Origin of the sequence: Paenibacillus albiflavus, assembly GCF_004344915.1 — a bacterium.
In the GTDB taxonomy this organism is placed as follows: Bacteria; Bacillota; Bacilli; order Paenibacillales; family NBRC-103111; genus Paenibacillus_AM; species Paenibacillus_AM albiflavus.
The window spans coordinates 165232-190244 of the sequence record NZ_SKFG01000001.1 but is presented as its reverse complement, the minus strand read 5'-3'; the positions used below and the strand labels follow the sequence as shown (position 1 = coordinate 190244).

The 25013-nt window shown below is 39.0% G+C and carries 34 protein-coding genes and 1 pseudogene; 31 read left to right on the top strand and 4 right to left on the bottom strand.

What is annotated here, in order from left to right; all coding sequences use genetic code 11:
* Positions 1 to 5 precede the first annotated feature (5 nt).
* The 16 genes from E0485_RS01010 to E0485_RS00940 all read left to right on the top strand — a co-directional run bounded on the left by E0485_RS01010 (position 6) and on the right by E0485_RS00940 (position 11919).
* Positions 6 to 701 (top strand): response regulator transcription factor, encoded by a 696-nt coding sequence (locus E0485_RS01010; RefSeq protein WP_132415656.1) that lies wholly within the window; start codon positions 6 to 8, stop codon positions 699 to 701.
* Entirely contained in the window at positions 691 to 1737 is a 1047-nt protein-coding gene (locus E0485_RS01005) for a HAMP domain-containing sensor histidine kinase (protein WP_235857342.1), read from the top strand. Before E0485_RS01010 ends, E0485_RS01005 begins: the two co-directional genes overlap by 11 nt.
* 57 nt (positions 1738 to 1794) lie before the next feature.
* A complete protein-coding gene (locus E0485_RS01000; RefSeq protein ID WP_132415654.1) occupies positions 1795 to 2751 on the top strand; it encodes a hypothetical protein in 957 nt (318 codons plus the stop codon).
* A gap of 141 nt (positions 2752 to 2892) precedes the next feature.
* Entirely contained in the window at positions 2893 to 3672 is a 780-nt protein-coding gene (locus tag E0485_RS00995) for a MerR family transcriptional regulator (RefSeq protein ID WP_132415652.1), read from the top strand.
* A 26-nt stretch (positions 3673 to 3698) separates the two neighbouring features.
* Positions 3699 to 4610, top strand: coding sequence for an ABC transporter ATP-binding protein (locus tag E0485_RS00990; protein ID WP_132415650.1), 912 nt, complete (start codon positions 3699 to 3701; stop codon positions 4608 to 4610).
* Positions 4611 to 4630: 20 nt separating this feature from the next.
* Complete coding sequence (locus E0485_RS00985) at positions 4631 to 5395, top strand: ABC transporter permease (RefSeq protein ID WP_132415648.1); 765 nt, start codon at positions 4631 to 4633, stop codon at positions 5393 to 5395.
* Between the two features lie 161 nt (positions 5396 to 5556).
* Positions 5557 to 6402, top strand: coding sequence for an aldo/keto reductase (locus E0485_RS00980; protein ID WP_132415646.1), 846 nt, complete (start codon positions 5557 to 5559; stop codon positions 6400 to 6402).
* Between the two features lie 77 nt (positions 6403 to 6479).
* Entirely contained in the window at positions 6480 to 7109 is a 630-nt protein-coding gene (locus E0485_RS00975; protein WP_132415644.1) for a pyridoxamine 5'-phosphate oxidase family protein, read from the top strand.
* A gap of 113 nt (positions 7110 to 7222) precedes the next feature.
* Complete coding sequence (locus tag E0485_RS00970; RefSeq protein WP_132415642.1) at positions 7223 to 8014, top strand: VanW family protein; 792 nt, start codon at positions 7223 to 7225, stop codon at positions 8012 to 8014.
* A 13-nt stretch (positions 8015 to 8027) separates the two neighbouring features.
* On the top strand, positions 8028 to 8594 hold the full coding sequence (locus E0485_RS00965; protein ID WP_132415640.1) for a GNAT family N-acetyltransferase: 567 nt from the start codon (positions 8028 to 8030) through the stop codon (positions 8592 to 8594).
* A gap of 33 nt (positions 8595 to 8627) precedes the next feature.
* Positions 8628 to 9647, top strand: coding sequence for an alpha/beta fold hydrolase (locus E0485_RS00960; protein WP_132415638.1), 1020 nt, complete (start codon positions 8628 to 8630; stop codon positions 9645 to 9647).
* 30 nt (positions 9648 to 9677) lie between these two features.
* A complete protein-coding gene (locus E0485_RS00955; RefSeq protein WP_132415635.1) occupies positions 9678 to 10121 on the top strand; it encodes a VanZ family protein in 444 nt (147 codons plus the stop codon).
* Between the two features lie 6 nt (positions 10122 to 10127).
* The gene (locus tag E0485_RS24965) at positions 10128 to 10271 is read left to right on the top strand and encodes a hypothetical protein (protein ID WP_165921036.1); all 144 of its coding nucleotides are present in this window, start codon (positions 10128 to 10130) and stop codon (positions 10269 to 10271) included.
* A gap of 19 nt (positions 10272 to 10290) precedes the next feature.
* Positions 10291 to 10818 carry a DinB family protein gene (locus E0485_RS00950; protein WP_132415633.1) on the top strand — a complete coding sequence of 176 codons (528 nt, stop codon included), beginning with the start codon at positions 10291 to 10293 and terminating at the stop codon, positions 10816 to 10818.
* 248 nt (positions 10819 to 11066) lie between these two features.
* Positions 11067 to 11399, top strand: coding sequence for an HIT family protein (locus tag E0485_RS00945; RefSeq protein WP_165921035.1), 333 nt, complete (start codon positions 11067 to 11069; stop codon positions 11397 to 11399).
* A gap of 49 nt (positions 11400 to 11448) precedes the next feature.
* Entirely contained in the window at positions 11449 to 11919 is a 471-nt protein-coding gene (locus tag E0485_RS00940) for a hypothetical protein (RefSeq protein WP_132415629.1), read from the top strand.
* Here E0485_RS00940 and E0485_RS00935 read toward each other — a convergent pair.
* Positions 11916 to 12239: a DUF3889 domain-containing protein gene (locus E0485_RS00935; RefSeq protein WP_235857341.1), complete on the bottom strand. Its 324-nt coding sequence runs from the start codon at positions 12237 to 12239 to the stop codon at positions 11916 to 11918. The genes E0485_RS00940 and E0485_RS00935 overlap by 4 nt on opposite strands.
* Before the next feature lie 128 nt (positions 12240 to 12367).
* Between E0485_RS00935 and E0485_RS00930 the strand changes: the two genes are divergently transcribed.
* The 6 genes and pseudogenes from E0485_RS00930 to E0485_RS00905 all read left to right on the top strand — a co-directional run.
* Positions 12368 to 12802: a GNAT family N-acetyltransferase gene (locus E0485_RS00930; protein ID WP_132416420.1), complete on the top strand. Its 435-nt coding sequence runs from the start codon at positions 12368 to 12370 to the stop codon at positions 12800 to 12802.
* Between the two features lie 98 nt (positions 12803 to 12900).
* Positions 12901 to 13455: an SLOG family protein gene (locus tag E0485_RS00925; RefSeq protein ID WP_165921061.1), complete on the top strand. Its 555-nt coding sequence runs from the start codon at positions 12901 to 12903 to the stop codon at positions 13453 to 13455.
* Between the two features lie 97 nt (positions 13456 to 13552).
* Positions 13553 to 14731 (top strand): MFS transporter, encoded by a 1179-nt coding sequence (locus E0485_RS00920; protein WP_132415625.1) that lies wholly within the window; start codon positions 13553 to 13555, stop codon positions 14729 to 14731.
* Between the two features lie 131 nt (positions 14732 to 14862).
* Positions 14863 to 15402 carry a GNAT family N-acetyltransferase gene (locus E0485_RS00915; RefSeq protein WP_132415623.1) on the top strand — a complete coding sequence of 180 codons (540 nt, stop codon included), beginning with the start codon at positions 14863 to 14865 and terminating at the stop codon, positions 15400 to 15402.
* A 342-nt stretch (positions 15403 to 15744) separates the two neighbouring features.
* The gene (locus E0485_RS00910; protein ID WP_132415621.1) at positions 15745 to 16770 is read left to right on the top strand and encodes an LCP family protein; all 1026 of its coding nucleotides are present in this window, start codon (positions 15745 to 15747) and stop codon (positions 16768 to 16770) included.
* A gap of 85 nt (positions 16771 to 16855) precedes the next feature.
* Positions 16856 to 17362, top strand: a pseudogene (locus E0485_RS00905) (carbon starvation CstA family protein); the annotation flags it as partial.
* Positions 17363 to 17419: 57 nt separating this feature from the next.
* Here E0485_RS00905 and E0485_RS00900 read toward each other — a convergent pair.
* Positions 17420 to 17815 carry a YmaF family protein gene (locus E0485_RS00900; protein ID WP_132415619.1) on the bottom strand — a complete coding sequence of 132 codons (396 nt, stop codon included), beginning with the start codon at positions 17813 to 17815 and terminating at the stop codon, positions 17420 to 17422.
* A 289-nt stretch (positions 17816 to 18104) separates the two neighbouring features.
* On the opposite strand from E0485_RS00900, the gene E0485_RS00895 reads away from it, so the two are divergent.
* The 9 genes from E0485_RS00895 to E0485_RS00855 all read left to right on the top strand — a co-directional run bounded on the left by E0485_RS00895 (position 18105) and on the right by E0485_RS00855 (position 23501).
* Positions 18105 to 18914, top strand: coding sequence for a GNAT family N-acetyltransferase (locus E0485_RS00895; protein ID WP_132415617.1), 810 nt, complete (start codon positions 18105 to 18107; stop codon positions 18912 to 18914).
* A 103-nt stretch (positions 18915 to 19017) separates the two neighbouring features.
* The gene (locus E0485_RS00890; RefSeq protein ID WP_235857339.1) at positions 19018 to 19470 is read left to right on the top strand and encodes a GNAT family N-acetyltransferase; all 453 of its coding nucleotides are present in this window, start codon (positions 19018 to 19020) and stop codon (positions 19468 to 19470) included.
* Positions 19471 to 19549: 79 nt separating this feature from the next.
* On the top strand, positions 19550 to 20026 hold the full coding sequence (locus tag E0485_RS00885; RefSeq protein WP_132415615.1) for a GNAT family N-acetyltransferase: 477 nt from the start codon (positions 19550 to 19552) through the stop codon (positions 20024 to 20026).
* A 26-nt stretch (positions 20027 to 20052) separates the two neighbouring features.
* Positions 20053 to 20553 carry a DinB family protein gene (locus E0485_RS00880; protein ID WP_132415614.1) on the top strand — a complete coding sequence of 167 codons (501 nt, stop codon included), beginning with the start codon at positions 20053 to 20055 and terminating at the stop codon, positions 20551 to 20553.
* Positions 20554 to 20585: 32 nt separating this feature from the next.
* Positions 20586 to 20966, top strand: coding sequence for a hypothetical protein (locus tag E0485_RS00875; protein WP_132415613.1), 381 nt, complete (start codon positions 20586 to 20588; stop codon positions 20964 to 20966).
* 25 nt (positions 20967 to 20991) lie between these two features.
* Positions 20992 to 21681 carry a GNAT family N-acetyltransferase gene (locus tag E0485_RS00870; protein WP_132415612.1) on the top strand — a complete coding sequence of 230 codons (690 nt, stop codon included), beginning with the start codon at positions 20992 to 20994 and terminating at the stop codon, positions 21679 to 21681.
* A gap of 164 nt (positions 21682 to 21845) precedes the next feature.
* Positions 21846 to 22256 carry a GNAT family N-acetyltransferase gene (locus tag E0485_RS00865; RefSeq protein WP_132415611.1) on the top strand — a complete coding sequence of 137 codons (411 nt, stop codon included), beginning with the start codon at positions 21846 to 21848 and terminating at the stop codon, positions 22254 to 22256.
* Between the two features lie 49 nt (positions 22257 to 22305).
* Entirely contained in the window at positions 22306 to 22875 is a 570-nt protein-coding gene (locus E0485_RS00860) for an HAD-IA family hydrolase (protein WP_132416418.1), read from the top strand.
* A 152-nt stretch (positions 22876 to 23027) separates the two neighbouring features.
* Positions 23028 to 23501, top strand: a complete 474-nt coding sequence (locus E0485_RS00855) for a GNAT family N-acetyltransferase (protein ID WP_132415610.1) — start codon at positions 23028 to 23030, stop codon at positions 23499 to 23501.
* A gap of 72 nt (positions 23502 to 23573) precedes the next feature.
* Here E0485_RS00855 and E0485_RS00850 read toward each other — a convergent pair whose 3' ends face one another.
* Positions 23574 to 24020, bottom strand: coding sequence for a carboxymuconolactone decarboxylase family protein (locus E0485_RS00850; RefSeq protein ID WP_132415609.1), 447 nt, complete (start codon positions 24018 to 24020; stop codon positions 23574 to 23576).
* Between the two features lie 96 nt (positions 24021 to 24116).
* Positions 24117 to 24983: an RNA polymerase sigma factor SigJ gene (gene sigJ / locus E0485_RS00845; protein WP_132415608.1), complete on the bottom strand. Its 867-nt coding sequence runs from the start codon at positions 24981 to 24983 to the stop codon at positions 24117 to 24119.
* Between the last annotated feature and the right edge of the window lie 30 nt (positions 24984 to 25013).

The window sequence follows — 25013 nt, the reverse complement described above, 5'->3', positions numbered from 1 at the left end:
ATTCCATGCCGACGCAAATCCTTATTGTTGACGATGATCAGGAAATAAGAGATATCCTCCATATTTATCTTCGTAACGAAGGTTATCAAGTTCTGCAAGCAGAGGATGGAATGCAGGCATTAGCGATCCTTGAGCGGGAACCGATCCAGTTGATCATATTAGACATTATGATGCCTAATTTGGATGGGATTAAAGCTTGCTATCAGATTCGCGAGAAGCTGGGGACGCCAATCATTATGTTATCCGCAAAGGGTGAAGATCTCGATAAAATTATGGGCTTATCGACAGGTGCAGATGATTATGTGGCGAAGCCTTTTAACCCGTTGGAATTACTCGCCAGGATCAAAGCACAGCTGCGCAGAGCCAATATCAATGCCTCACAAGCTAATACAGACCAATCGATTATTCAGATTCATGATCTCTCGATAAATATTACTCATCATACAGTAGCTATCCGCAATCAAGAAATTTCTTTAACACCTATTGAATTCTCCATTCTGGAATTACTGGCAACGCATCCAGGGCAAGTATTCAACATCGATCGCATATATCGCAATGTGTGGAAGGACCAGACGGCTTATTATTCTGAGAATACGGTGATGGTTCATATTCGCAATATTAGGGAGAAGATCGAAGTTAACCCTAGAGAGCCTCAGTATATTAAGACCGTATGGGGAGTGGGGTATAAGATTGAAAAATAAACTGTGGGAGATCATTAGTGGGAAGAAGAGCATCCGTATTCAAATTTTATGGGCTATTTGTCTAAGTTTTATTTGTACGTTCTTTATTTTGGCCATTGTAGAGCTGGTTGCGCCCGATTTAACCATGCTTACTTTTATTGTGGTCTTTGTTGGATTGTTCGTTATCTTTACTCGCCATATTGTCAAATACCTCTCTACGCTTACGGATGGATTAAGAACGATATCTGAAGGTAATCTCAATTACCGACTTCCGATAACAAGGCAGGATGAGCTTGGCAAGGTTGCTGAGCATATGAACTATTTGGCCGAGCAATTACAGAAGCAGCTCGAAAGAGAACGCATGCTAGAAAAGTCCAAAATGGAATTAATCACGTATGTTTCCCATGATCTGAGAACACCACTGACAAGTATTATCGGTTATTTGGATCTGCTGAAAACTCATCAATTCGATGATGTAAAGGAGCAAGAACGATACATTGATAATGCTTATAACAAAACGCAACAGCTTAAGAAGCTGATCGATGATCTATTCGAATATACTCGTTTAACAAATCAAGATGTTCGGTTAACGTATCAAATCGTAAATTTGCACAGCTTGCTCCAGCAGATGATTTCTGAAATAGAGCCAGTTGCCAAGGAGCAAGGAATCACGTTTGAAATTGAAACCAATTCAACCAGCACGATGGTCCCACTTGATGTGGAGAAAATAGTAAGAGCCATCGATAATTTACTTGTAAATGCACTTAAGTACTCTTTTAAGCCTGGATCCGTTAAGGTGAAAATGTTGGGGCTTCCTGATCAGATCATTCTATCAGTTGAGAATTACGGGAGGCCAATTACACAGGAACAAGCGCAGCAGTTATTTGAACGATTCTATCAATTGGAGGAATCACCCAAAAACCAGAAGATGCCCTATGGTTATGGACTCGGGTTATCTATTACAAAGCAAATCATCGAATTGCATCAAGGTCGAGTCGGGCTGCTACACAGTGAGGGGCATTACAAATTTTATATTGAACTGCCACTCCATTCATAGAGAATGATGATGATGGCGATACAGAATACAGATGATGAAAGGAAATGGATCAGAATAATGATGCCTAATACGAAATCGCAAATTGTTTCTTTATGTGTTCAAGGGGATGTCACAGAGGTTCTACAATATATTCATGATCATAAACCGAATTTACCCGAACTTCGATTATTAGAGCGAAGATATACAAGAAGATTTTACTCAGAAAATGCTCGCTTGCATATTCCTACTCAAGATAGATGGATACAAGATGTACTAAGTGCATACTACGACTATTTCATTGAAGTTCTAACGAAGCGGGTAAGTGCTGAACAAGGTGAGCACCTACTTCATACTAGACTTAATTCCTGCATTCCAACTCCAACTACGGATCTTGATGAGACGGAAAGAAAGCTAGAACTGCTATTTAAGGACAAAGGCTATAACTTCTTAGGCGGATATACGAGGCCATACAGAGGACCTTATATTTGGCAAAAGAACAGTGCTGAGGAGTTTCAAGTGTCTCTTCCTTATGGAGAGCAAACCGTTATTGTGAATTTTATGCATCATTTTCTAATGCTTAGCTGGCTGCATTTTGCAAGTTTTGGGTGGGGTTCCACTGGTGGCTGGGCTACTTCTCACGGACTTTATTGCGTCTATAACAGGTATAAACACATCCTTCATAAAGATGCCTTCCTCGTATCTTATCTGAAGCACGAAGGCCAACATTTGATGGACATGCGTATGTATCCGAATATGGCGCAAGTGGATTTGGAGTATCGCGCCAAGTTAGTTGAGCTGATATATTATCAAGATGCTGAATGCTTGATTAAATTTGCGCAAGAAGCTAAGGAAGATGAGTGCTTTCCACATAGTCATGCTTCGTATCAAATCATAACTGCTCTAGATAAACAATTCTGGGGGGATGGCCAAATAAAAGCACTTGATCGATATTATGGGATTCCATATAAGGAAATTGCAGCGTATAGCCGTACGTTGTTAGATGAACATACAGCGAGCTTAATCGTTACTTCTTGACGAATGAGTTATTGCATTACAACAAAGCCGCCTTAATAGGATTAAGGGCGGCTTTGTTGTGCCCGATTTTGACATAACTTAAAATATCGCTTGCTCATTACGCTACGTAATGAAATATATTGTTTGTGAGGAGGAATTAATATGAACGAAAAGAGATACACAAGCGGTGAGATCGCTTCTGCTGCGGGTCTAACGATTCGTGCAGTTCAGCATTATGACAATATCGGGCTATTGCCTTCTTCGGGAAGGACGGAAGGTGGGCGCCGATATTATACGCAGGACGATTTAATCCGCCTTGAGCAGATTGTATTTTATAAGTCTCTTGATTTTTCATTAGACCAGATTAAGGAGCAGCTTTTACTTCAGCCAGGTACGAAGGAACTACTGGAAATGTTTAAAAATCAGCAATTGCTTTTGCTGCAAAGAATAGAGCATTTGCATACGTCGTTTGCCACAATTGGCATAATGTCCAAAATGATTGAGGCAGGAAAAGAGCCTCCATTTCATGTGCTGCTCCGGTTTCTTAGTGCTTTACCTGGGGACGATATTTTTTCGCATGCCCCTCAGATGCTGACGAAGGAACAACAGGACTTGCTTTCTCCGCATTTTCAAGACATCGAACCCATCCAAATATTTTATCATAAATGGAAAGAAATTTTGATCGAAGCAACCATCCTGCATCATGACAACATTTCACCTAACAACCCATTGGCACAGGATTTAGCAAGACGTTGGGGGGAAACCATAGTATCCTTTACGGGCGGCAATATGGAATTACTCAAACATTTATCTGAACTTAACCTTGAAAATCGGATGATCGGACAAAACGAAGAAATGATGGAGTCAGCCAAACGTTATATTGAAAATGCATTTAGTATCTATTCCGCTAATAACGACTTACATCTTAAAACCGCAGATTGATGTACGGAAGGAAGGAAGGAAAGACGATGATACAACTAACGAATGTGACAAAGAAATTTGCTGATAAAACCGCTGTAAACAACATCAGTTTATATCTACATCCCGGTGTGATCACTGGTTTTCTTGGTCCTAACGGAGCGGGTAAAACGACGACCATGCGCATGATTCTGGGCTTGGCCGCCCCAACCTCCGGTAGCATTTCCGTTGCTGGAAAACTTTACGCTGCACTGGAACAGCCTTTGAGTAAAATTGGCGCAATGGTGGATGCCAGCGCCATAGATGGACGGCTGACGCCACGGCAGCATCTTACGATCTTAGCAACTGCCGCTGGGATAAATAAAAGCAGAGTGGATGAACTTCTTGGTTTTGTGGGATTACACAAGGTTGCGGATAAAAAAATTAAGGAGTTCTCCCTTGGTATGAAGCAGAGGATTGGCATTGCAGGTAGCCTTATAGGCGACCCTGAAACGATCATGATGGACGAACCATTTAACGGTTTGGATGTGGAAGGTATTCACTGGCTTCGAAATTTGCTCGGGGATTTAGCAAAGCAAGGCAAGGCCGTTCTGATCTCAAGCCATCTACTCAGTGAGGTTCAGGAAATAGCTGACAGGATCATTGTGCTTGCACGTGGTGAATTGATTGCCGATATGGGTATGGACGAAATGCAGAACGAAAGCTTTAGCTCTTATGTGCAAGTGCAGTCGAGCAACACGCCTTTACTGAAGAAAGCGCTGATAGAACATGGTGCGGGGGTTGATGTGCCGGAATCGGAGATCCTTCATGTACGGAAAATGGACATACGACGTATTGGAGATATTGCTTTTGCCTACGGCATTCATATTTACGAGCTGGTAAAGTATCAGCCTTCACTGGAACAGCTTTTTTCCGAATTGGTAGACGGAAAAACAGACTATAAAGGCATTAATCTCAATTAAGATAATGGGGAGCTGATACAATGATACAGGCTATTCGTGCAGAGTGGGAGAAAATATGGTTTCCTAAATCCTCACGGCTTTATTTACCGATTGCAATGATTTTCAGCATTTTAATGGGACTTGTGCTTGCTTTTACAACAGAAATAACCCAAAACAAGGCGTTGTCCGAGCTTAAACCAATGTCGGTCATTGAGGTCAATATGCTCGGCGTAGATGTAGTCACCATCCTGCTCATTTTTTTTACCGCCGTCCAGATAGGCAGAGAATTTCAGGGAAAAACGATACAAACCTATCTAACAGCTACACCTGACCGAACCCGTTACTTTGTTGCAAAGCTCCTGACATACTTCTCTTTGTCATTAGTGGTAGGCGTGATTGTCGCTCTCATTGTGCTTGGCAATGGACAGCTAATGCTTTCAGCTATCCACGGGCAGACACTCCCGGCATCTGAGGTCTGGCAGTTCGTCGCTGGATGCGTTGCTATGCCGCTATTTTATATTTGGCTTACAGTTAGCGCTGCATTTTTGTCAAGAAATACAGCAGCTGGCATCGTCATTCCGCTCGTGGTGTTGTTCCTTCCTGCCATCGCAGAGCTTTTTCCGGGATCTATTCAGGATGTTATTGTGCCGATATTACCCGCATCCGCTATACACTCACTTTCAGGGGTGGCACAGAGTGGCAGTATAGAATACACGGGAATTGTAACAGCTTTCCTTATTCTAATTATTTGGAGCTTGCTCACGTCGATTTTGGCTGTATGGAGCTTTCGACACAAGGATATATGACAACTCAGGCCAATCTGGCCTGTTGTTTAGATCCTCGTCCACATTGTTCGCTTTACACAGAAATGGTATAATATTGGTGCAATGTGATAAAAAAGCGTTATCTTTTTTAACGAATACCCGGCATTGTTGGCAGGAAATCGAATTGATGGAGGTAATGATATATGGTACAAAGCTTGCAGGATACTACCGTATTACATAATGGCGTGAAAATGCCTTGGTTTGGTCTTGGTGTGTTTAAGGTACAAGATGGAGATGAAGCAGTTTCTGCTGTTCGAGAAGCTATCAAGCAAGGTTACAGAAGTATTGATACAGCAGCTATCTATAAGAATGAAGAAGGCGTTGGACAAGGAATTCGTGAAGGTCTGGCAGCTACTGGATTATCCCGTGAGGATTTATTTATTACTTCCAAAGTATGGGTAACCGATCTTGCATATGAAGATGCACTTGCTGCATATGAAGCGAGCTTACAAAGACTCGGTCTTGAATACTTGGATCTTTATTTGATTCACTGGGCGATGGGTACTTATAAAGAAGGCTGGAGAGCACTGGAGACCCTATATAAAGCAGGTCGCATTAGAGCAATTGGTGTAAGTAACTTCCACATCTCCCATATGGAAGATTTGCTCAAAGATGCTGAAATCGTGCCGATGGTGAACCAAGTGGAGTATCATCCGCATCTGACACAAACTGAACTTCATGCTTATTGCAAGGACAAAAATATTCAGTTTGAAGCTTGGTCCCCGCTTAAACAAGGTGTTCTATTAGATGAGTCAACCTTAGTAGAGCTTGCGAATAAGTACAATAAATCAACAGCACAAATTATTCTGCGTTGGGATCTGCAAAATGGCGTCGTAACGATTCCGAAATCCATTAAAGCAGCTCGTATTGCCGAAAATGCGGATATTTTTGATTTTGAAATTTCTGCTGAAGATATGGCTAAAATTGACGCACTCAACAAGAATGAGCGTATTGGTCCAGACCCAGAAACCGCTAATTTCTTGAAATAGGATCAGAATCAAGAGTCAGCTGGGGAATCTCAGCTGGCTTTTTTTCGGTATTGTATTTAAATAGGGGGAAGATTCGGATGACATTTTTTCAAAATCAAATTACTACAGAGCAAGAGCTTAGAGATTTATTAGGATATCCGAGTGAAGTAGTGAAGAATAAATCCATTACGCATTTGGATGAGCATTGTCGCAGGTTTCTAGCACAATCGCCAATAGCCTTCCTATCTACGGCAGACGCAAACGGTGAGTGTGATGTATCGCCACGTGGGGATAGTCCAGGATTCGTCTATGTAATGGATGATTGGCATCTTGTTATTCCTGAGCGCCCAGGTAACCGCAGAATGGATTCCATGCTAAATATTTTGAGTAATCCGAAAATAGGTCTTATTTTTCTAATTCCTGGGCTGGAAGAAACGCTACGAATTAATGGAAAGGCCTGCATTATACGTGATGCAAATGTACTTGATCAGATGAAAGTAAATGATAAAGCACCATTGCTAGGGATAGGCGTTGAGGTTGAGGAATGCTATATCCACTGTGCGAAAGCATTCAAACGCTCGAAGTTGTGGCAGTTGAATACATGGCCAACGAAAGAGAAGCTTCCCTCTGTGGCTAGAATTCTGGCGGATCATGCCAATTTGGAAGGGCTAACTGCTGAGGACGTTGAGAAATCTCTCAAAGAAACGTATGAAAAGCGATTGTATTAATTTTTTTATAAATGATGCAACCTTGCTAGGGGTAGATGCGTTGTACTTAATGAGCTTCAAATAAATGGTAATGTAATATCGGTGTATAAGTTTCATACGTGGAGAGTGTATGTATGATGAAACAATTGTTAGCAAAGATTCCTCTGATCTATAAGCTTCGAATTTGGCAGCTGCGGATGACAAGGTCATTGCGCAATCTTAGGATTAAATTTGCTTCGGGTCATGATAATGAATCATTATCATTCACGATCAAACGACATCAATCTTTGCTACGTAGAAAATTAGGTTCGTCTGATCCCCAACTGCAGGAGAACAAAGTTACGAATTTAAGTATTGCGATTAAGCAGCTCGATGGAATCCTGATTGAACCAGGGGAGACGTTCTCATTCTGGAAGCTGATCGGTAAACCGAGTGTGAGTAAAGGATATATTGAAGGGCTGCTATTGTCCCAAGGAGAAGTAAGGACTGGCGTTGGTGGTGGTCTGTGCCAATTGGCGAATCTTTTATTTTGGCTATCACTGCATTCACCACTCATCATCAAAGAAAGACATCATCACAGCTTTGATCCGTTTCCTGATGAGCAGAGAGTGCTGCCTTTTGGAAGCGGGGCAAGTGTCTTCTATAACTACGTAGATCTTCGTTTATATAACCCGACCAATCAGAAATTCCAGATTCGTGTGTGGTTAACAGATACGCATCTCAAAGGCTGCATAACTTGTGATCAAGAATGGCCTTATGCTTACCATGTTGAAGAAAGAAATCATCATTTTCATCAAATAGCAGGTAAAAACTATCGCGAGAACGAAATTTGGAGGAAGGTAGTTGATAAGCGAACTGGTATGATCATTTCAGAAGAGCAATTAATTCATAATTATTCTGAAGTGAAATATGAAATCTCATGCTAGAGTGGAGAAGCTGATGACAAATGAACTGTATACTGAACGACTTCTACTGAAAATCGTTGATGAATCCGCCACGAACGAAGTGCTGGATTATGTTATTCGGAATAAAGATTTCTTGGCACAATGGGAGATCAAGAGGACAGATGAATATTTTACTTATGACTTCCATCATAAAATTCTTGCAGATGAAAAGCACAAAATCAGAAGTGGAGATATGTTTAAAGTATGGATTTGTACAAAAGAAGCACCAGAACTTATCATAGGGTCAATCGCTCTGAATAATATTGTAAGAGGTGCCTTTCAGTCATGTCATCTCGGATATCGAATCGATCAGAATGTAAGAAATAAAGGTTATATGACCGAAGCACTCAAGAAGGTTATTCATCACGCTTTTAACAAGATGGGACTACATCGAATTGAAGCGAATATTATGCCGAGGAATCAAGCTTCAATGAAGCTGATTGAGAATCTCGGCTTCTACCAGGAAGGACTAGCCCTCAAATACCTCAAAATCAATGGCGTTTGGGAAGATCATATCCATATGGTCATGCGGAATACGGATCTTGAAATAGACGAGGATTAAATCTACAGTAGATGGGATTGGGAATAACGGACTATGGGACTATTTTGGGCCAAAAAGGATTTTGAACTTACCTCTTCCGGAGTTAGTGAGGTTGTAAAGACGAGAATTGGCGGGATTGACCAATATTTATTAATTCAGACGGAGAATGTTAAACATCCTGTTCTGTTGATGCTTCATGGTGGACCAGGTTTTCCAGTGCCTGGCGTGTCGAATCGTTCTAGAGATTTCGCTATGGTCACGACAACCAAAGAGTTAGTTAAGCAGTATACGTTAGTTTTCTGGGACCAGCGAGGAGCGGGGAAGACGTTTAGTCGTCATGTCTCAGCGGATACATTCAACCTTTCTCAATTTATACAAGACGCTAAGGAAGTTATTAATTATTTAAAGAGCCGATTCCATCAAGAGCGTATTTATCTTGCAGGACACTCATGGGGATCTATTCTAGGGCTTCGTTTAGCGCAAGAAATACCTGATGAATTATACAGTTATATTGGATTCTCTCAAATAATCAACTGGGCCGAGAATGATCGCCTATGCTTGCAATGGACACTCGAAAGGGCTAGATCACTTGGTCATACAAAAGCTGTAGCTGCGCTTGAGGCATGCGGCGAACCGCCTTTTGTAACAAGTGTTAAGCAGTGGTCAACACTTCGCATGTGGATGGCGAGATATAATTCAATGATCTATAACGATGAGCAAGTGAAGCACCCAGGGATGAAATTAGTCATGTCGATTCTATCACGGTCACCGGATTATTCAATCATCGATTTCGCCAACATATTTCGTGGATTTAAACACAGCTACACGCAAGCATTGATTGAAGAGTTCGCACAAATTGATTTTGCCGTTACAATCCCGCGGCTGGACATTCCTGTTACTTTCATCCATGGTCGCAAGGACGTTCATGTATATGGTCATATAGTGGAAGAGTTCTATAAGAAGCTGGACGCTCCTCAGGGTAAGAATTTCATCTGGAAGGATAAATCTTCCCATATGTTTCATCTAGAAGATGCTGAAGATAACGAGCGAACGCTTATTCGCATGCTAGGGTGAAGCTATATTAATTGTGATGGGGTGGTCACGATGAACTTTCGTTATGCTGTGTCCAGCAATCGAATACTGAATATTACGATTCTGATCATCGGGATCATCTATATGCTGATCATGGCTGTACTCCTGTTTTGGCGTGGTCATGATTCGGATTATCACTATAATTATATACCATTTCAAACAATTAAATTGTATATTGTCAATCGAGCCTATTTTGATCTAGATACTTGGGCTAAGAATCTGTTCGGGAACATCCTTTTATTCATTCCTATTGGCATTATACTCCCACTGCTAAACAACCGATTTCTGAAAGCGCTATTATTTATTATATCGGCACTCGCACTGTTATTATCTGTGGAGTTGCTGCAGATGGTGTTGAAGGTAGGAAGCTTTGATGTAGATGATATTATTCTGAATATTGTTGGTGCACTAATTGGATTTAGTTTGACTAAGAGGTTAAGTCGCAGATTGAGGTGAGCATGAGTGAGTGAGGATAACAAAGAGCAAGAAGTAGAGATGAGATGTGCTAAATTCCAGTCTATACCAACACCAATTCGTGTGTTTGGCTATATATGCATTAGTGTAATGGTTATTGCTGTTATCGCTTTATTAATCATTGATAAATAGTTGAAGGGGTTGTAATCACATGATGAATATGGATCAAATTTACTTAGTAAAAGATATAGAAGGTTACTCACCGCACATTAGTAGGTTAATATCGATGATGAATTATGCTAGGCATACCACACTACAGGCGGTTGAAAATTTAACCGTTGATCAGCTCGATTATTTACTTGATGATCAAAGTAATTCGATAGGGGCCTTATTATTGCATTGTGCCGCTGTTGAGACGGCGTATCAGGTCGGTACTTTTGAGAGAAGAGCATTGACAGATGAAGAAGTCGCTAGGTTAGAGCCTGCCTTAAACTTAGGCGACCGTGCACGGGCAGAAATTAGAGGTCACGAAATAAGCTACTATCTGAATAAATTGGATGAAGTTCGAGCGAGAACATGTGAGTTGTTTCGTACCGTAGATGACAATTGGCTGCACTTTGAAGTGCCTTTTTGGGATGGGAAGCCAGGCAACATCTATTTTATGTGGTTCCATGTTTTTGAAGATGAGATTAATCACAGGGGTCAGATTCGTTTGATAAAGAACAAGATTCAGCTTTAGTCTCTATAAGTAAAAGGGGGACGTGTATTGTTCGCTAACTGGTTTATTATAAGTATTGTTGCATTTGGGATATTCAGGTTCATGAGCTATTATACCAAAGCTTCTTGGCGAAAAGACTTCGTATTTGCACTAATTACAGGTTTAGTTTTCTCTTCTTTGTTTGCGTATTTAGTCTATAGAGAAACAAATAATTTTAGATTTCTCCTGGAGAAGGTTATAGTTGAACATAAATAAGAGGAGGCTGAATCATGACAGAAGATTTCTATTGCGACGAGGTATTGAATGGGAAGACAGAGGTTCAAAAGGTAATGGAGACGGAGTCTGTACTAGCATATCACCATACTAGACCTTATTATGAACATCATATTGTGGTGATTCCCAAAATTCATGTACTCTCTCTCATCTCAAATGAAGCGGAGAATAATGATCAGTTATTGTTAGATTTATTACATACAATCAAAGAAATAGCAGCAGAGATGACAGCTCGAACAGGGGCTGCCAGAGTTTTAACCAATTTGGGAGCGTATCAGGATTCTAAGCATTTTCACTGGCATGTGGTCAGCGGTAAACAGATTCGATAGCATATATTTTTTAGTTGATTCAACTATTAGGGCATGAGGTGGAATTAGGATGATCAAGTATCATATTCTCCGGAAAATCATCTCAGTTATACTATCAAATGCATTCATGTGCTTGTGGCTCATCGTTCCTCTGTTTGATAGAGAGGTTAGCTTCTATGGGTCGATCTCTTTCATTTTTGTACTTTATTTTATTGCTGGTTTACCATTCTATCTGATTGGAGGGGTTCCTTTCTCCATATTAATGGATTGGTTATGGCTTAAATATATGACGCGATTTGATATAAAGTGGTTTTATCGGCTACCCATTCAGATTGTAGCATATGGGCTTGGCGGTATTCTTTTATATAGCTTGTTCATGCTTATTATTGGAGGAAGCGATATGTTTAATGATTTTGTAAGCTATCTTCCTTTTCTTAAATTAAGTGTGTGTGGTGCAGTGACCGCTTTTCTTATGAATGAACTAATAGGATTCTTTATATCCAAGCTTACTACTAATGCTAGTGAGGCTGCGCAGCTTTAATGAGCCGTTTCTTCAAAATGAATGAATAAGATTTGCTCTGTATGTGTGTCAAATCGGATCGTAATATATACCCCAAATTCTTGTTGATTCGCTTTACGGAGCCACAGCTTAAATTTCTCTTCCGTTATATTCTCATTGATTTGTGTTCTCCCCATATGTAAGTAATCAACAATAGCAGCATGATATTTGTTCTTTGTTTCATTCATTGCAATCTTACCCCATTTGGCATACAGCGGCTGATCAGCAGCATAGATGGTAGGAGTAAATGACAACAGTGTGCACACAAGTGTTATAATATAGATGATTTGTCTGAACATCATGTGAGACCTCCTAATCGGCAATGATCATTATACCGAATATAGTGTATGTCATTAGCCATGAATATTAATCAGAATTCGAACATTTAGAAGGAGCAATTATTGTGATAATCACTTATAAACAACTTGATATGCTTAAAGATGAAATTCCATATGATTTACTCCTGTTAGCAGATCCTTCCCAAGAAATAGTGAATAGCTATCTTCAGAAGGGTATTTGTTACTTGGCTTATAGCGATAATACGTTGATTGGCGAAATTGTTCTGGTTCCTACAGAACCAAGCACGATGGAAATTATGAATGTAGCCGTTCATGAGGATTACCAAGGCAAAGGAATTGGCAAGCAACTGATTCATAAAGCATTAGAAGAAGCAGCTAAGTTAGGCGCAGCAACGGTAGAGATTGGGACTGGTAATTCAAGTATCCACCAATTAAAGCTCTATCAACAGTGTGGATTCCGCATTTCTGGTATAGATCATGATTTCTTCATGCGCAATTACGATGAGCCTATATTCGAGAATGGAATACAGTGTAAAGATATGATTAGGCTAACAATAATCCTTTAGGGTTAAGTGAATAGATCAAGTCTCTATGAATCATTTCGTGGAGGCTTTATTTGTGTTAACATGTTATCGATAAATCAATTGCATTCGGAGGATGAATCATATTGAGACGGGTTCTAATTTCAGGTTATAAAGCGACGGAGCTTGGTATATTCTCCCTTAAGCATCCCGGAATAGCGATTATAAAGAAGGCCATTAAGAAGCAGCTTCAATCTTTAATAGATGATGGATTAGAATGGGTGATCATAAGTGGACAGTGGGGAGTCGAGATATGGGCTGCCGAGGTCGTCATTGAGATGAAGCAGAGTTATAGTTATCTGCAATTAGCTGTGATCACACCTTTTATCGATCAAGAAGAGAATTGGAATGAAGAGAAGAAAGAAGTTTATTCGAATGTCTTACGAAATGCGGACTATTTGAATAGCGTCAGCAAGAAGAAATATGAGGGCGGCTGGCAGTTTAAAGAGAAGAATAAATTTTTACTTCGCAACACAGATGGATTGATACTGATTTACGATGAAGAGAACCCTGGTTCACCTCGATTTATGAAGGAGCTGGCGGAACAGTGGGGATATACGAATGATTATATGATCTTGACGATTAATGCATTTGATCTGCAAAGCATTGCGGATGAGGAACAATTGAATTCTTATTGATTTAACAGCTTCCCTCGATCCTATATCTGTAGTAGTATACTCTTATTGTGATTCAATTCTCTAATGAAATTAGATGGACGAGAGTAGAGGTCAATTCATGAAAATCACGCTCAAAATGCTGCTTACTTTCTTTTATGGAATCAATTCAATCCTAATTCCGTACTTGCCATTATTGCTAGATAAACGCGGCTTTAGCGTGGCGGAAACTGGAACACTGCTTATGATTGGTCCCTTCATAGCAATGTTCATACAACCTGTAACAGGTATCGTCAGCGACAAGCTTCGAGCCACAAAGCCTTTAATAATTGGTTTCTGGATATTACTAGGGATCAGTTCGGTACTCTTATTTACAAGTAATCAAATGACAATCGTAGCGATTGGCGTTATCTCTTTATATATCTTTTACCAGCCAACAACTTCCCTATTAGATACATTAACGATCAAAAGTGCTAGAGAAAGCAATCAATCGTATGATTCTTTCCGCATTTGGGGATCAGTTGGTTTCATGGTCATTTTACTTCTGATTGGTCAACGTTTTGAAGAGCTTGGAGGCGTCGATAGTCTAATTTGGATGTTCATGCCAATATGGATCGCTGTGATGATTCTGGCTATTTTCGTACGAGAGCCGAAGACTGCGCCTGCTTCATCCAAGAACAACGTGACACAAGCATCCGTCAATCTCAAAGTAATTCGAGAAACATTGTCAAACCCGCAGGTTTTAATTTTCTTCGGATTCTTTTTCTTAGTTGCGATGCCACATCGGATGAATGATGCCTTGTTAACGATCCATCTGCAAGCGTTAGGAGCGAATTCAGCTCAATTGTCATGGGCTTGGGCTGTAGCAGGAGTTGGAGAAATTATAGGATTTTATTTTATCAGCAGAATCATGCGTCACTATTCGATCATTTCCATGTTCTCCGTCGTATCCGTACTGTATGCGATCAGATGGCTGCTCTATGCAGTGGTTACCGATCCGACGATTATTATTATTCTTCAAATATCACATGCTTTCACATTCGTTGCGATGTGGTCATTAGCCGTTAAGTACATCTCGACCATTCTACCAAAGCACTTGTTAGCTACAGGCTTAGCTTTATTAAGTATGGTATTCCTTGGTGTATCGGGTCTAGTTGGTGGATCAGTAGGTGGTTTATTGCAACAGAACTTTGGGGAAGTAGCGATGTATGGGATGGGTATGTTAACTAGCATTGCAGCCGCGGTAGGGTTCTATGTATGGGGCCAGGTTAAAAAGAGAGCGGTAAGAGTTACTTCTTAAATTGATAATGAACAAGCAGAAGTAGAAGTTACTTCTGCTTTTTTTATGCAGTTGCTAGTCTTTGTTATTAAATATATTCGATTTTTTAGAAATTTCAGATATAATGGCAAGAAAATTAAGGGGGAAATCATATGATATTTGATAGCCACAATAAAACAATTACGACTAATAGGTTGATACTAAGGCTGTTCCAGCAATCTGACGCAGAAGCAGTTGCTAAGCTTTGCAATAATTATAACCTTTATAAAAGTACATTGTATCTACCTTATCCATATGCAATAGAGGATGCATTAACTTGGATGGAACGACATCTGGATAATTTTAATGCGAATAGATCCTATGAATTTGCTGTAACAGATAAGGAAAGCGGCAAACTATATGGAGCAATAGCGTTATCTAATAACCAGAATTTTAATAATGGTGAAATTGCTTATTGGATTGGTGAAGAATATTGGGGAAATGGCTATGCTACAGAGGCAGCAGAAGCTATTGTACAGTTCGCATTTGATGAAAAACTATACCATAAAGTATTTGCTCGTTATTTTAGCTCAAATCCAGCTTCAGGGAGAGTTATAGAAAAACTAGGTATGAAAAAAGAAGGAATACTAATCGACCATGTCAAGAAAGAAAATCGATATGAAGATTTGGTGTATTACGGAATTATTAATTAAATAGATTAAATAAATATGAATGTATGCAAGTATAAAAAGGACGACATCCCAAAGTCATTGGACTTTATGGATATCGTCCTTTTTAAGTTTTTAGCGGAAAGTTTAGGAATTAATTTTAACTTTTTCATAACCTTTTGAATGCTATAAAAATATAAAATAGGAGAGCATGGGTAGCATTGGACATATCATTCTAATTAATAATTACTTTTACATCTATAATTCAAATGTAGAATGACAAATCGCCTCCCTAAACGGAGGTTTTTTTATGCAGCACCGAATGCTTCCGAAGTTATGAAAAGACTCATTTCGTGTTTATTAAATATGAATTGGCTGGAGGATATTATGGCATTTATTTTTAGGAAAAAAAAGATAAGAAGAATTCTTACGTTCATTGCAGCAGTGATTGGCATTCTCTTACTTGGTCTTGGAAGCTATGCAGGTTATTTAATTTACAAAGGTGATTCCGCAATCCATCGTATGGCTGCCGCCGGTAATTCGTCAGGAGAGGATGAGATGGCTAACGATCATTCGAACGCCACTCTCAAGCCATTGATATTTTTGTTAGCCGGAATCGATAGTCGCGATGGAAGTGGAGGCGCGATAAATACGGATGTTCTTATGTTGATAAGCTTTAATCCGCAAACCCAATCTGCCAGTATTTTGTCGCTGCCGCGCGATTTGCTGATGAAGCCCACAACATTACCCTCCCGCAAAGCAAATTATTACTACGCATATTACTACATCAAGGACAAAGCATCAGTCATTCCCAAAACAAAACAGTTTTTCAGCGACCTGCTTGAGCTGCCGATCGATCATATGGTCGTCCTGGATTTTGATGCACTGCGCGGTATCGTGGATGCGGTCGGTGGTCTAGAAATCGATGTCGACATGGACATGAAATATAGGGATACAGCGGATGGAACTTCTATCGATTTGAAAAAAGGACTACAAAAGCTGGACGGTCAAAGAGTTCTTGATTTTGTGAGGTATCGTAAATCGAATCAGGGAACAAGTGAATCGTCAGATTTTGCCCGTAACGAACGGCAACAGCAAGTGATCAAACAAATCATTGAGAAGCTGGGATCATTCAAGGGAATCATGCAATGGGGGAATATACTTGACATTTTCGGTCAGAATGTGGAGACGGATGTATCGGAAACTGATCTGCGTAATTGGATATTGAATTTTTCGAAAATTAAACCGCTTCAAATTCATTCCCTACAATTGGAAGCTCAATGGAAGAGTCCCTATGTATACATAAATGCAGAGGATATGCATAAAGCATTGCTCGCCTTGCGGACTGAAGTTGGGTTGAATCCTCACGATTCACTCCGTTTAGGTGACGTGATTGGGGTAATTAATAATTAATTAATCATAGAAGATCGCATGGTTGTGCTGCAAGCACAAAGGGCGATCTTCTTGCATGATACACATCAATTCCAAATTATAGGACATAACTGCAATCGACTCGGGTACTCGTGTAGCACGATACTTGATTCAAGATTTCTTCGGAGATCTATATAAACCATTAAAGAGAACGGATTGGTTACCTGGCAACATTTTTGCAAGTGCGTTAGCATGTTTTGTTTGGGGCTATCTTCTCTACTCAGGGGATATCAGCTCAATCTGGGCACTGTTCGGAGTTTCTAACCAGTTAATGGCATCCATTGGGCTAATTATCGGTGCAACGGTTATTCTGAAGATTGCAGAAAAACGTTGGTATGTGCTCACATGCTTGATTCCACTAGCTTACTTGTACATTACGGTCAACGCAGCAGGACTCTGGATGATTAAGAATGTGTATCTAAATCCAGCAGCCAAAGGTTATAGTATGATAAATGGCGTTCTATCCATCATTATGTTGGTCTTAGGGTTAATCATTATTGTTACCGCTATCAAAAAGTGGATAGAGCTTTGGAAAATCCCTCAGAAAGAATTAGCAAGAAAATATGGAATATGAATAAAGGGAGCTTAATTCATTGAGGTTTCATCTCAGTGAATTAAGCCCTTTTCTTTCTTAAGCATAAGCTATTTCATTTCCTGTCTGCCCTTTGTAACTATGAGTATGAGGAGTAGAGCCATTTACAGTCGTGATTCCTTCAAATCGGTGAATATGTCCTCCTCCTGGAATAGGAATTGCAGGACCTGTCGTTCCTTTAATTACATGCGAATGACCAGCATCGAATGTGGTCGTAGCAAAATACTCATGTGTATGCGGTACACTACTGAGAGCTGGTGCTGTAGTCGCCGAATAATCATGACTGTGACCAACATTATAGGAAGTAGTACCCGCAAATTGATGGACGTGTAATGGCCTTCCATTCCATGAAGTGATGTATAATTTATGTGTGTGCTCTAAATCTCCATCTTCTGAATGGACAATAAACCCTGTTATAGGAATATCGGTTGACATTTTATTCTCCTTTCCAATTAATTTTAGGTATAATATGCATCTGTAAGAAGAAGGGTAACCTAGAATATTCTTTGTATTGAAATAATTTGGATTAGGAATATAAACGTGTCATTGATGCAGATTCAGAAACTTAATGATTCCCTATTTGAAGCAAGTGGACATTAAAGCAAGATGTTTATGAAAGTATTTCAAAAAAATCACAAAAAAAATTCTTCTCAGTTTGTTCTTTTTGTTATAAAATGATGAAAATATTTTTTTGTTGCAAGTTTTCTAATAAGGGGAGAGAACGATGATAAGAAGACTAAAACAAAGTGATCATGAGGTTTGTATTAATTTATTAAAAACTAGAAGTGCAGAAAATTTATTTATTATTGGTGACATTGAGGCATACGGATATGATCAAGAATTCCAAAAGCTATGGGGAGAGTTTAACGATAGTGGAGAACTAATTGCTGTCTTGTTAAAATATCAGGAAAACTTCATACCATTTGCAGTCGAATCATTTAATGCTGAAGGATTTGCTGAGATTATATCGAATGAACCTGCTAAGTTCATGTCTGGACTAAAAGAAATCACTGAAAAAATTGAGCCATACTTATATAAACAATTTAAAACAAAAAGACAAACCTATTACGCCAAGTGTACGAGATTAACTTCGGATAAAAATAATGTTGATTTTTCAAATGTACAACAAGCGTTTCCTCATGATGCAGAAGCACTTGTGGAATTACGAAACTCAGTTCCAGAATTTAGTGATTCTATCATTACAATAGAAAGACTACGTCGAACACTGACTGACGGAACCTCACGTTCATTTTTTATAATGGAAGATGGAAAAATGGTATCAACAGCTTCAACCGCAGCAGAAAATTCAGTGTCAGCAATGGTTGTAGGGGTCGCTACATTAGAAAACTATAAAAAAAGGGGACATGCAACAAAATGTATGCTCAAGCTTTGTAGTCAGCTTTTGCTAGAAGGAAAAGATCTATGTTTGTTCTATGATAATCCTGCAGCAGGAGCAATCTATAAACGAATTGGATTTGAGGACATTGGATTCTGGATGATGTATACATTTAGATCTAATAAAATAAATAACTAGAAGGTTCTGTGTATTTAAATAATTTAAATCAGGAGGAAATTAATTAATGATACTAATCAATGAGTTAAATCCGAAACATGTCCAACTATTTTGGGGGTTAAGGTTGGAAGCTTTAAAAAATCATCCAGAAGCATTCAGCAGTTCATACGAAGATTCAGTTCAAACGCCTTTGGAGGATGTAGAAAAGCGAATCAAGAATGATAAGGACAATTATATACTAGGGGCATTTACAGAGAATGGGCAACTTGTCGGCATTGCTGGATTTAGACGAGAACAAGGAATAAAGGTCAAGCACAAAGGCATGATATGGGGCGTTTACGTATCCGCCGAGCACCGAGGAAAAGGGATCGCTCAAAGTCTGATTAAGGAAATATTGACAAGAGGAAAAGAAATAGAAGGATTAATGCAAATAAGCCTAGGTGTCACACAATCAAATAAGGTAGCGGCTGAGCTTTATAAGAAACTAGGATTTGAAACTTATGGTGTAGAGAAGAATGCACTAATATATAAGAATCAAGGATATGATGAAGAATTAATGAATTATTTTATTAAGTAGATTTAATGATAGACAATCTTAAGAATTCAGGTCAATCAAAGAATTAACATATCACTCATTAGAGTAATAGGGGATAAATATGTATACATACAGGAACGTAATTGAAGAAGATTTTGTACTCATATCTGCTTTTCCAGAAAATAAAATGGAGCAATTCTATATGTTTCCGAGTGGGACATTTCCACTGGATCCAGTGCATCTGTTTGAAGTAAGCCAGACGCGAGCATTGCCTACGGTTATTGAATCTGATGGCAGTTTAGCTGCTTATTGCAACTTATATGACCTCAGTGCAGGAGATCATGGCTGGTTAGGCAATGTCATTGTTAATCCAGCGTACAGGGGAAAGGGAGCAGGACGCTATCTGATTGAGGTTATGATCGAAAAAGCAAGGAACGAGCTAAAGCTTAAGGAATTACATTTAGTTTGCCATAATTCCAATACGAAAGCGTTATTGCTTTATAATAAGCTGGGATTCTGTCCATATGGCATGAAGATCATGAATGGTCATGATGGTCATGAAATCGTAGGAATCAAGATGAAATTGCCATTGTACTAAATCCCCAAAATAATGGAGGGATCCGAATGACTTACTTACAATTGATTCAGACCTATCAAGACAATTTGCATAGCTATTCATTAGAGCAGCTTCGATTTAAACCTAAGCAAGATGTCTGGTCTATTGGCCAAATGTATAGTCACATCATCCTTACATCTCTTTATTATCTGGACAATGTAGAAATATGTGCAGCTGCAAGCAAAGAGCAACAGCTTGGAAAGACAGAGGGTGGAGACAAGATATTTAAACTTGGCGGATTTCCTCCGATCAGAATCAAGCTACCAGAGCCTGAGAACACACCTAGCAATTCGGAAAGTAAAGAAGAGCTAATCATTGGGCTCGATCAAGTCAGGCAGAAGATGATGGAGTGGGAAAGCAAAATCAACAGTATCAATGCAAACTATAAAGCTAAGCATGACGGTTTTGGCTGGCTGAACGCACGAGAATGGTTTGATTTGATTAGTATGCATTTTACTCATCATTTGCGACAAAAGAGGGAATTAGAACAAAACCTTAATTTGGAATGAAAAGGTTAGTTTGCGGATGAAAGGAGTTTCGTATGAAAAAATTAACCATAGTCATCCTTTTATTCGTACTTTCAATTCTGTTAACCAGTTGCACACAAAGCAATAAATCAAGATTTCTTGGCGTTTGGGAAGCTGATCAAGCAAGTCAGGAAGCTGGCAGTGATGTAGAAATAGGACATTATAATTATTTAGAAATCAGTGAGACCACTATTGAAGCGAAGTCATTCGTAATGGTTAAACAACAAGATGGCAGTTTACAAAAAAAGTTCAGCGATCTACATAAAGATATGAATTATGAATGGAACACGGATCAGCAGGTATTAATCGAAAACCAACCATTTAAAATTGAATTCAAGCAGGATGAAATGATCTTACAAAATGATGTGATCAAAATTCACTATAATAAGAAGTAATGTTTAAAGCATTTATAAGAAAGGGGTGGATAGCATAGATCTGAATGACAGTGAATTGATGAATATTCAAGCATCTACTTTATATGTGCTGAATGAAGATTCCAGAATTATTAGAATTAATGAAAGAACCTCAATTAGCCCTCCAGCTATTTTTATTGGAAAGACGAAGAGTTCAACTTATACATATTTTAGACATGATATTCCTCAATTTGTTATAGATGAAGTTAATGCATATACATCGGATTCCATCCCGATCATTGAGCTATGCAGAGTCATGGAGAAATATCACAATGTTACAAATCTTTGGATAGGACCCGCATATCGGTTCAAACAAGTTGAGATCATGGGTGTAGATAGTTCGATTACCCTTATTGATGTTTCAAATAAACATTTGCTCATAAAATATTATGGACACTTAATTACTGAGCTTGAAGATCGTGCTCCTATTGTGGCATACATTGTGAATGAAGAAGCTGTATCCGTATGCTGTTGTGCCCGTAAGACAAGGAGAGCAGCAGAGGCAAGCTTGAATACTGCAGAACCTTTCAGGGGGCAGGGAATTGCGCAGAAAGTCGTACATCATTGGGGAAATGAAATATTTCGTTTGCGATTAATCCCTATTTATAGTACTTCATGGGATAATCTTAGTTCACAGCAAGTAGCACAGAAATTAGGATTAGTCCAATTCGGAATGAATTATAGTATCAGTACGTAATAAATTTTACATGATAAAAATATTCAAAGTGTGATTGGAATTCGGCTATCAACGTTTTATCGCTAAAATATAATTTTGCGAAGTAATATGTATGTACGATTTTGGAGGCAAGGTGGTTTTGATAACTGGCGGAGGAAGATAAGTTAAAGGAGGTGCTCCGAATAATGGAGATCAAATTTAATGATTTTCTAATAAGTGATAATAAAGCGTTGTTAGATTTGAAAACAATCAAGGATTTTCTCCGTAGAAGCTATTGGGCGAATAGAAGGACGGAGGACAATATTGAGCGATCCATTGAAAACTCAATTTGTTATGGCGTTTATCATGAAGGTAAACAGGTTGGATATGCAAGAATCATTACTGATCATGCAACGATGTATTATTTATGTGACGTATTTATTGATGAAGCCTATAGAGGCAATGGCATTGGAAAGAAATTGCTTGAATGTATCACGACCTCTGACGATTTCAGGAATTTGACTGGAGTATTAAGAACTCAGGATGCACAGGGATTGTATCAGCAGTTTGATTTTGTGACAGATTCCGAAAGCTTTATGGTAAGAAAAGTTAAATAAATGAACTGGGATTATCAATATACAAATGGAGCTAAACGATATGATACCAATGAATATACTATGGGACTTTGATGGAACAATTATTGATTCTTATCCTGTTTTTACAAGAATTTTCAGGGAAACAATCGGTCAGGAGCATTCAGATGAAGAAATTCTATCTCATCTCAAAATCTCTTTTACCCATGCAAGAGAGTATTATCAATTAACAGATGTGCAGATGAAAGAGATTTTTGATAAAGAAGGGAATATGCATCCAACGGATACGCAGCCTTTTGCAGATGTAGAAGATGTATTACGACATGCAAACATCAATGTAATCATGACCCACAATAAACGCGATGTTGTAGAGACATGTTTGAAATACTATGGATTGAATAAATACATTAAGGAAATCGTTTCAAGAGACGATGGATATCCTAAGAAACCTGACCCAAGTTCCTACCAGTATCTCCATGATAAATATCAGATTGATCTCGCAATTGGAGATCGTGACATAGATATTTTGCCAGCTAAAGCTTTAGGAATTAGAACCTGTCTATTTCAAAATAATACCTCAGGTGCTGATTATTATATATCAAAGTACAGGGACTTCTTTACTATTGATGATTTCCAAAAATGATACTTTATAGAAGGTAAATTGACGATTAATGGCGAATAATATATTCATTAGTGAGATAAGTACTTTTTCATGGAAAATACACAATAAAGATAAACGCTCTGCATATGAATCGTAATACAGAATAAGTTTGTAGAGCAATAGGGGGAAGCAAATTGATTCGGACCATTCAAAATGCGGAAGATTATGAGTACATCGTCAATTCACATTGGAGAATATACAGTCGCGAGTATCATTTTGATGATTCTTTCCGAAATTTCATCATCCAGTCCGTCAATCATTTTATGGAAAATTGCAACGTCAAACGAGAACAAATATGGATTCTTGAAGTCGATGGTCAAAGACGCGGTTCTATAGGAATTGTCGATTCTGGAGCGGATGTTGCTCAGTTGCGTTGGCTTCTTATTGAGCCTGAATGTCGTGGCAATGGGCATGGAAGAGAATTGCTCCATAAAGCTATTCAGCATGCAATCAATTGCAAATACCATAAAGTCATTTTATGGACGAATAGCGCATTGCTTGCAGCTAGAAATTTGTACGAAGAGTTCGGGTTTAAGATTTGTGAATTACGCAAAGAGATTCTGTCGAATCAAGAGATAACAGAAGAACGATGGGAACTGGAGCTATAAGGACATGTTAGGTTATGTTATAAATAAGCCCAAGGCCACATTGGACCTTGAGCTTAATTTTTTATCGGACATTTATTGATTACATCCAGGGAACATACCCGTTGAGATCATAATGCGATTCCAACAATTGATAGTGTTAATCGCCATGATCAACGTTACATACTCTTCGTCTGTAAAATGCTCGTTCACTTTCTCATACAAGCTCTGGGATACGCCGTTATTTGCAATTTGAGTAACTGCTTCCGTTAACTCCAGAACGACTCTTTCTTTGTCTGTAAAATATGGGGTATCTCTCCACACACTAACAAGGTAAACACGCTGTTCGGATTCGCCCATCTTTCTAATTACTGATGTATGCATATCCAGGCAGAAGGCGCAGCCATTGATTTGTGAAGTGCGAATTTTGATCAATTCATACAGGATACGATCAAGTCCAGATGATTTGATATAACCTTCGAGTTTCTGCATCATTTGATACGCGTCAGGATTTGCTTCTCGTGGATTCATTCTTAATTCCATTGTAATTCCCTCCGTTATATATGAAATATTTACTCTACATAGATAAGACAACATAGCTCTTTATTTTGTGACCTATTTTTTGGATATTCAATGAAATTAATTTTTGAAATGTGTTAATTTATCAGGATTCATGATCAGATATACGGTTGCTATACTCCTGCCAATGGAATCAAGTCCAAAACATATTGCCTTTGGTGGAAATTCTGACCGTTTGATCACAATCCCCGGTTGACCACTGATTGAAACTATTTGTACGTCTCCTTGTAAAGAACCTTTCGCGTAGATCCCCTCCAGTAATGCACGAACTCGGTCTTTTCCCAAGATTGGGAATAGTGCTGCGCGAACCTTGCCGCCACCATCACTAAACAGCACAGCATCTTCGGTTAGTAACTGAATGAAGGATGTGAATTTCCCAGTTTCTATAGCTTTGGCAAAGGCTTGTACAAATCGTTCCGAATGCTCCGAATACGAGACTAATGTTGAATCAGTTCCAATCTTGTCTTTGGAACGACTAAGCATTTTACGGCATGCAGCCTCCGTTTTGCCAAGAAGTTCGGCAATTTCACGATAATCATAACCAAGCGATTCCTTCAAAACAAATACCGCACGCTCGATCGGCGTTAGCTTCTCCATGAGTACAAGCAGGGCATATCCAAAGCTTTCTTGTTGAATCAGGAACTCAGAAGGCTCACTACCATCAGAGGTGATCACTGGTTCTGGCAACCAGGGGCCAGTATATAGTTCTCTTTTGCGGCGCGCAGATTTCAATATATTTAAAGAATGATTGGTCATCATTTTGACTAAATAGGCTTGGAGATTACTGATAGAATCAAGTTGAACTCCGCGAACAGTGATAAAGACGTCCTGTACGGCATCTTCTGCTTCCGTATAAGAACCGAGCATGCGGTAAGCTACAGAAAGTAATAACGGTTTATAGGTTCGATACATGGTTTCAAGATCCATATGCGTTGTTAACCCTCCAAATATGAAAGT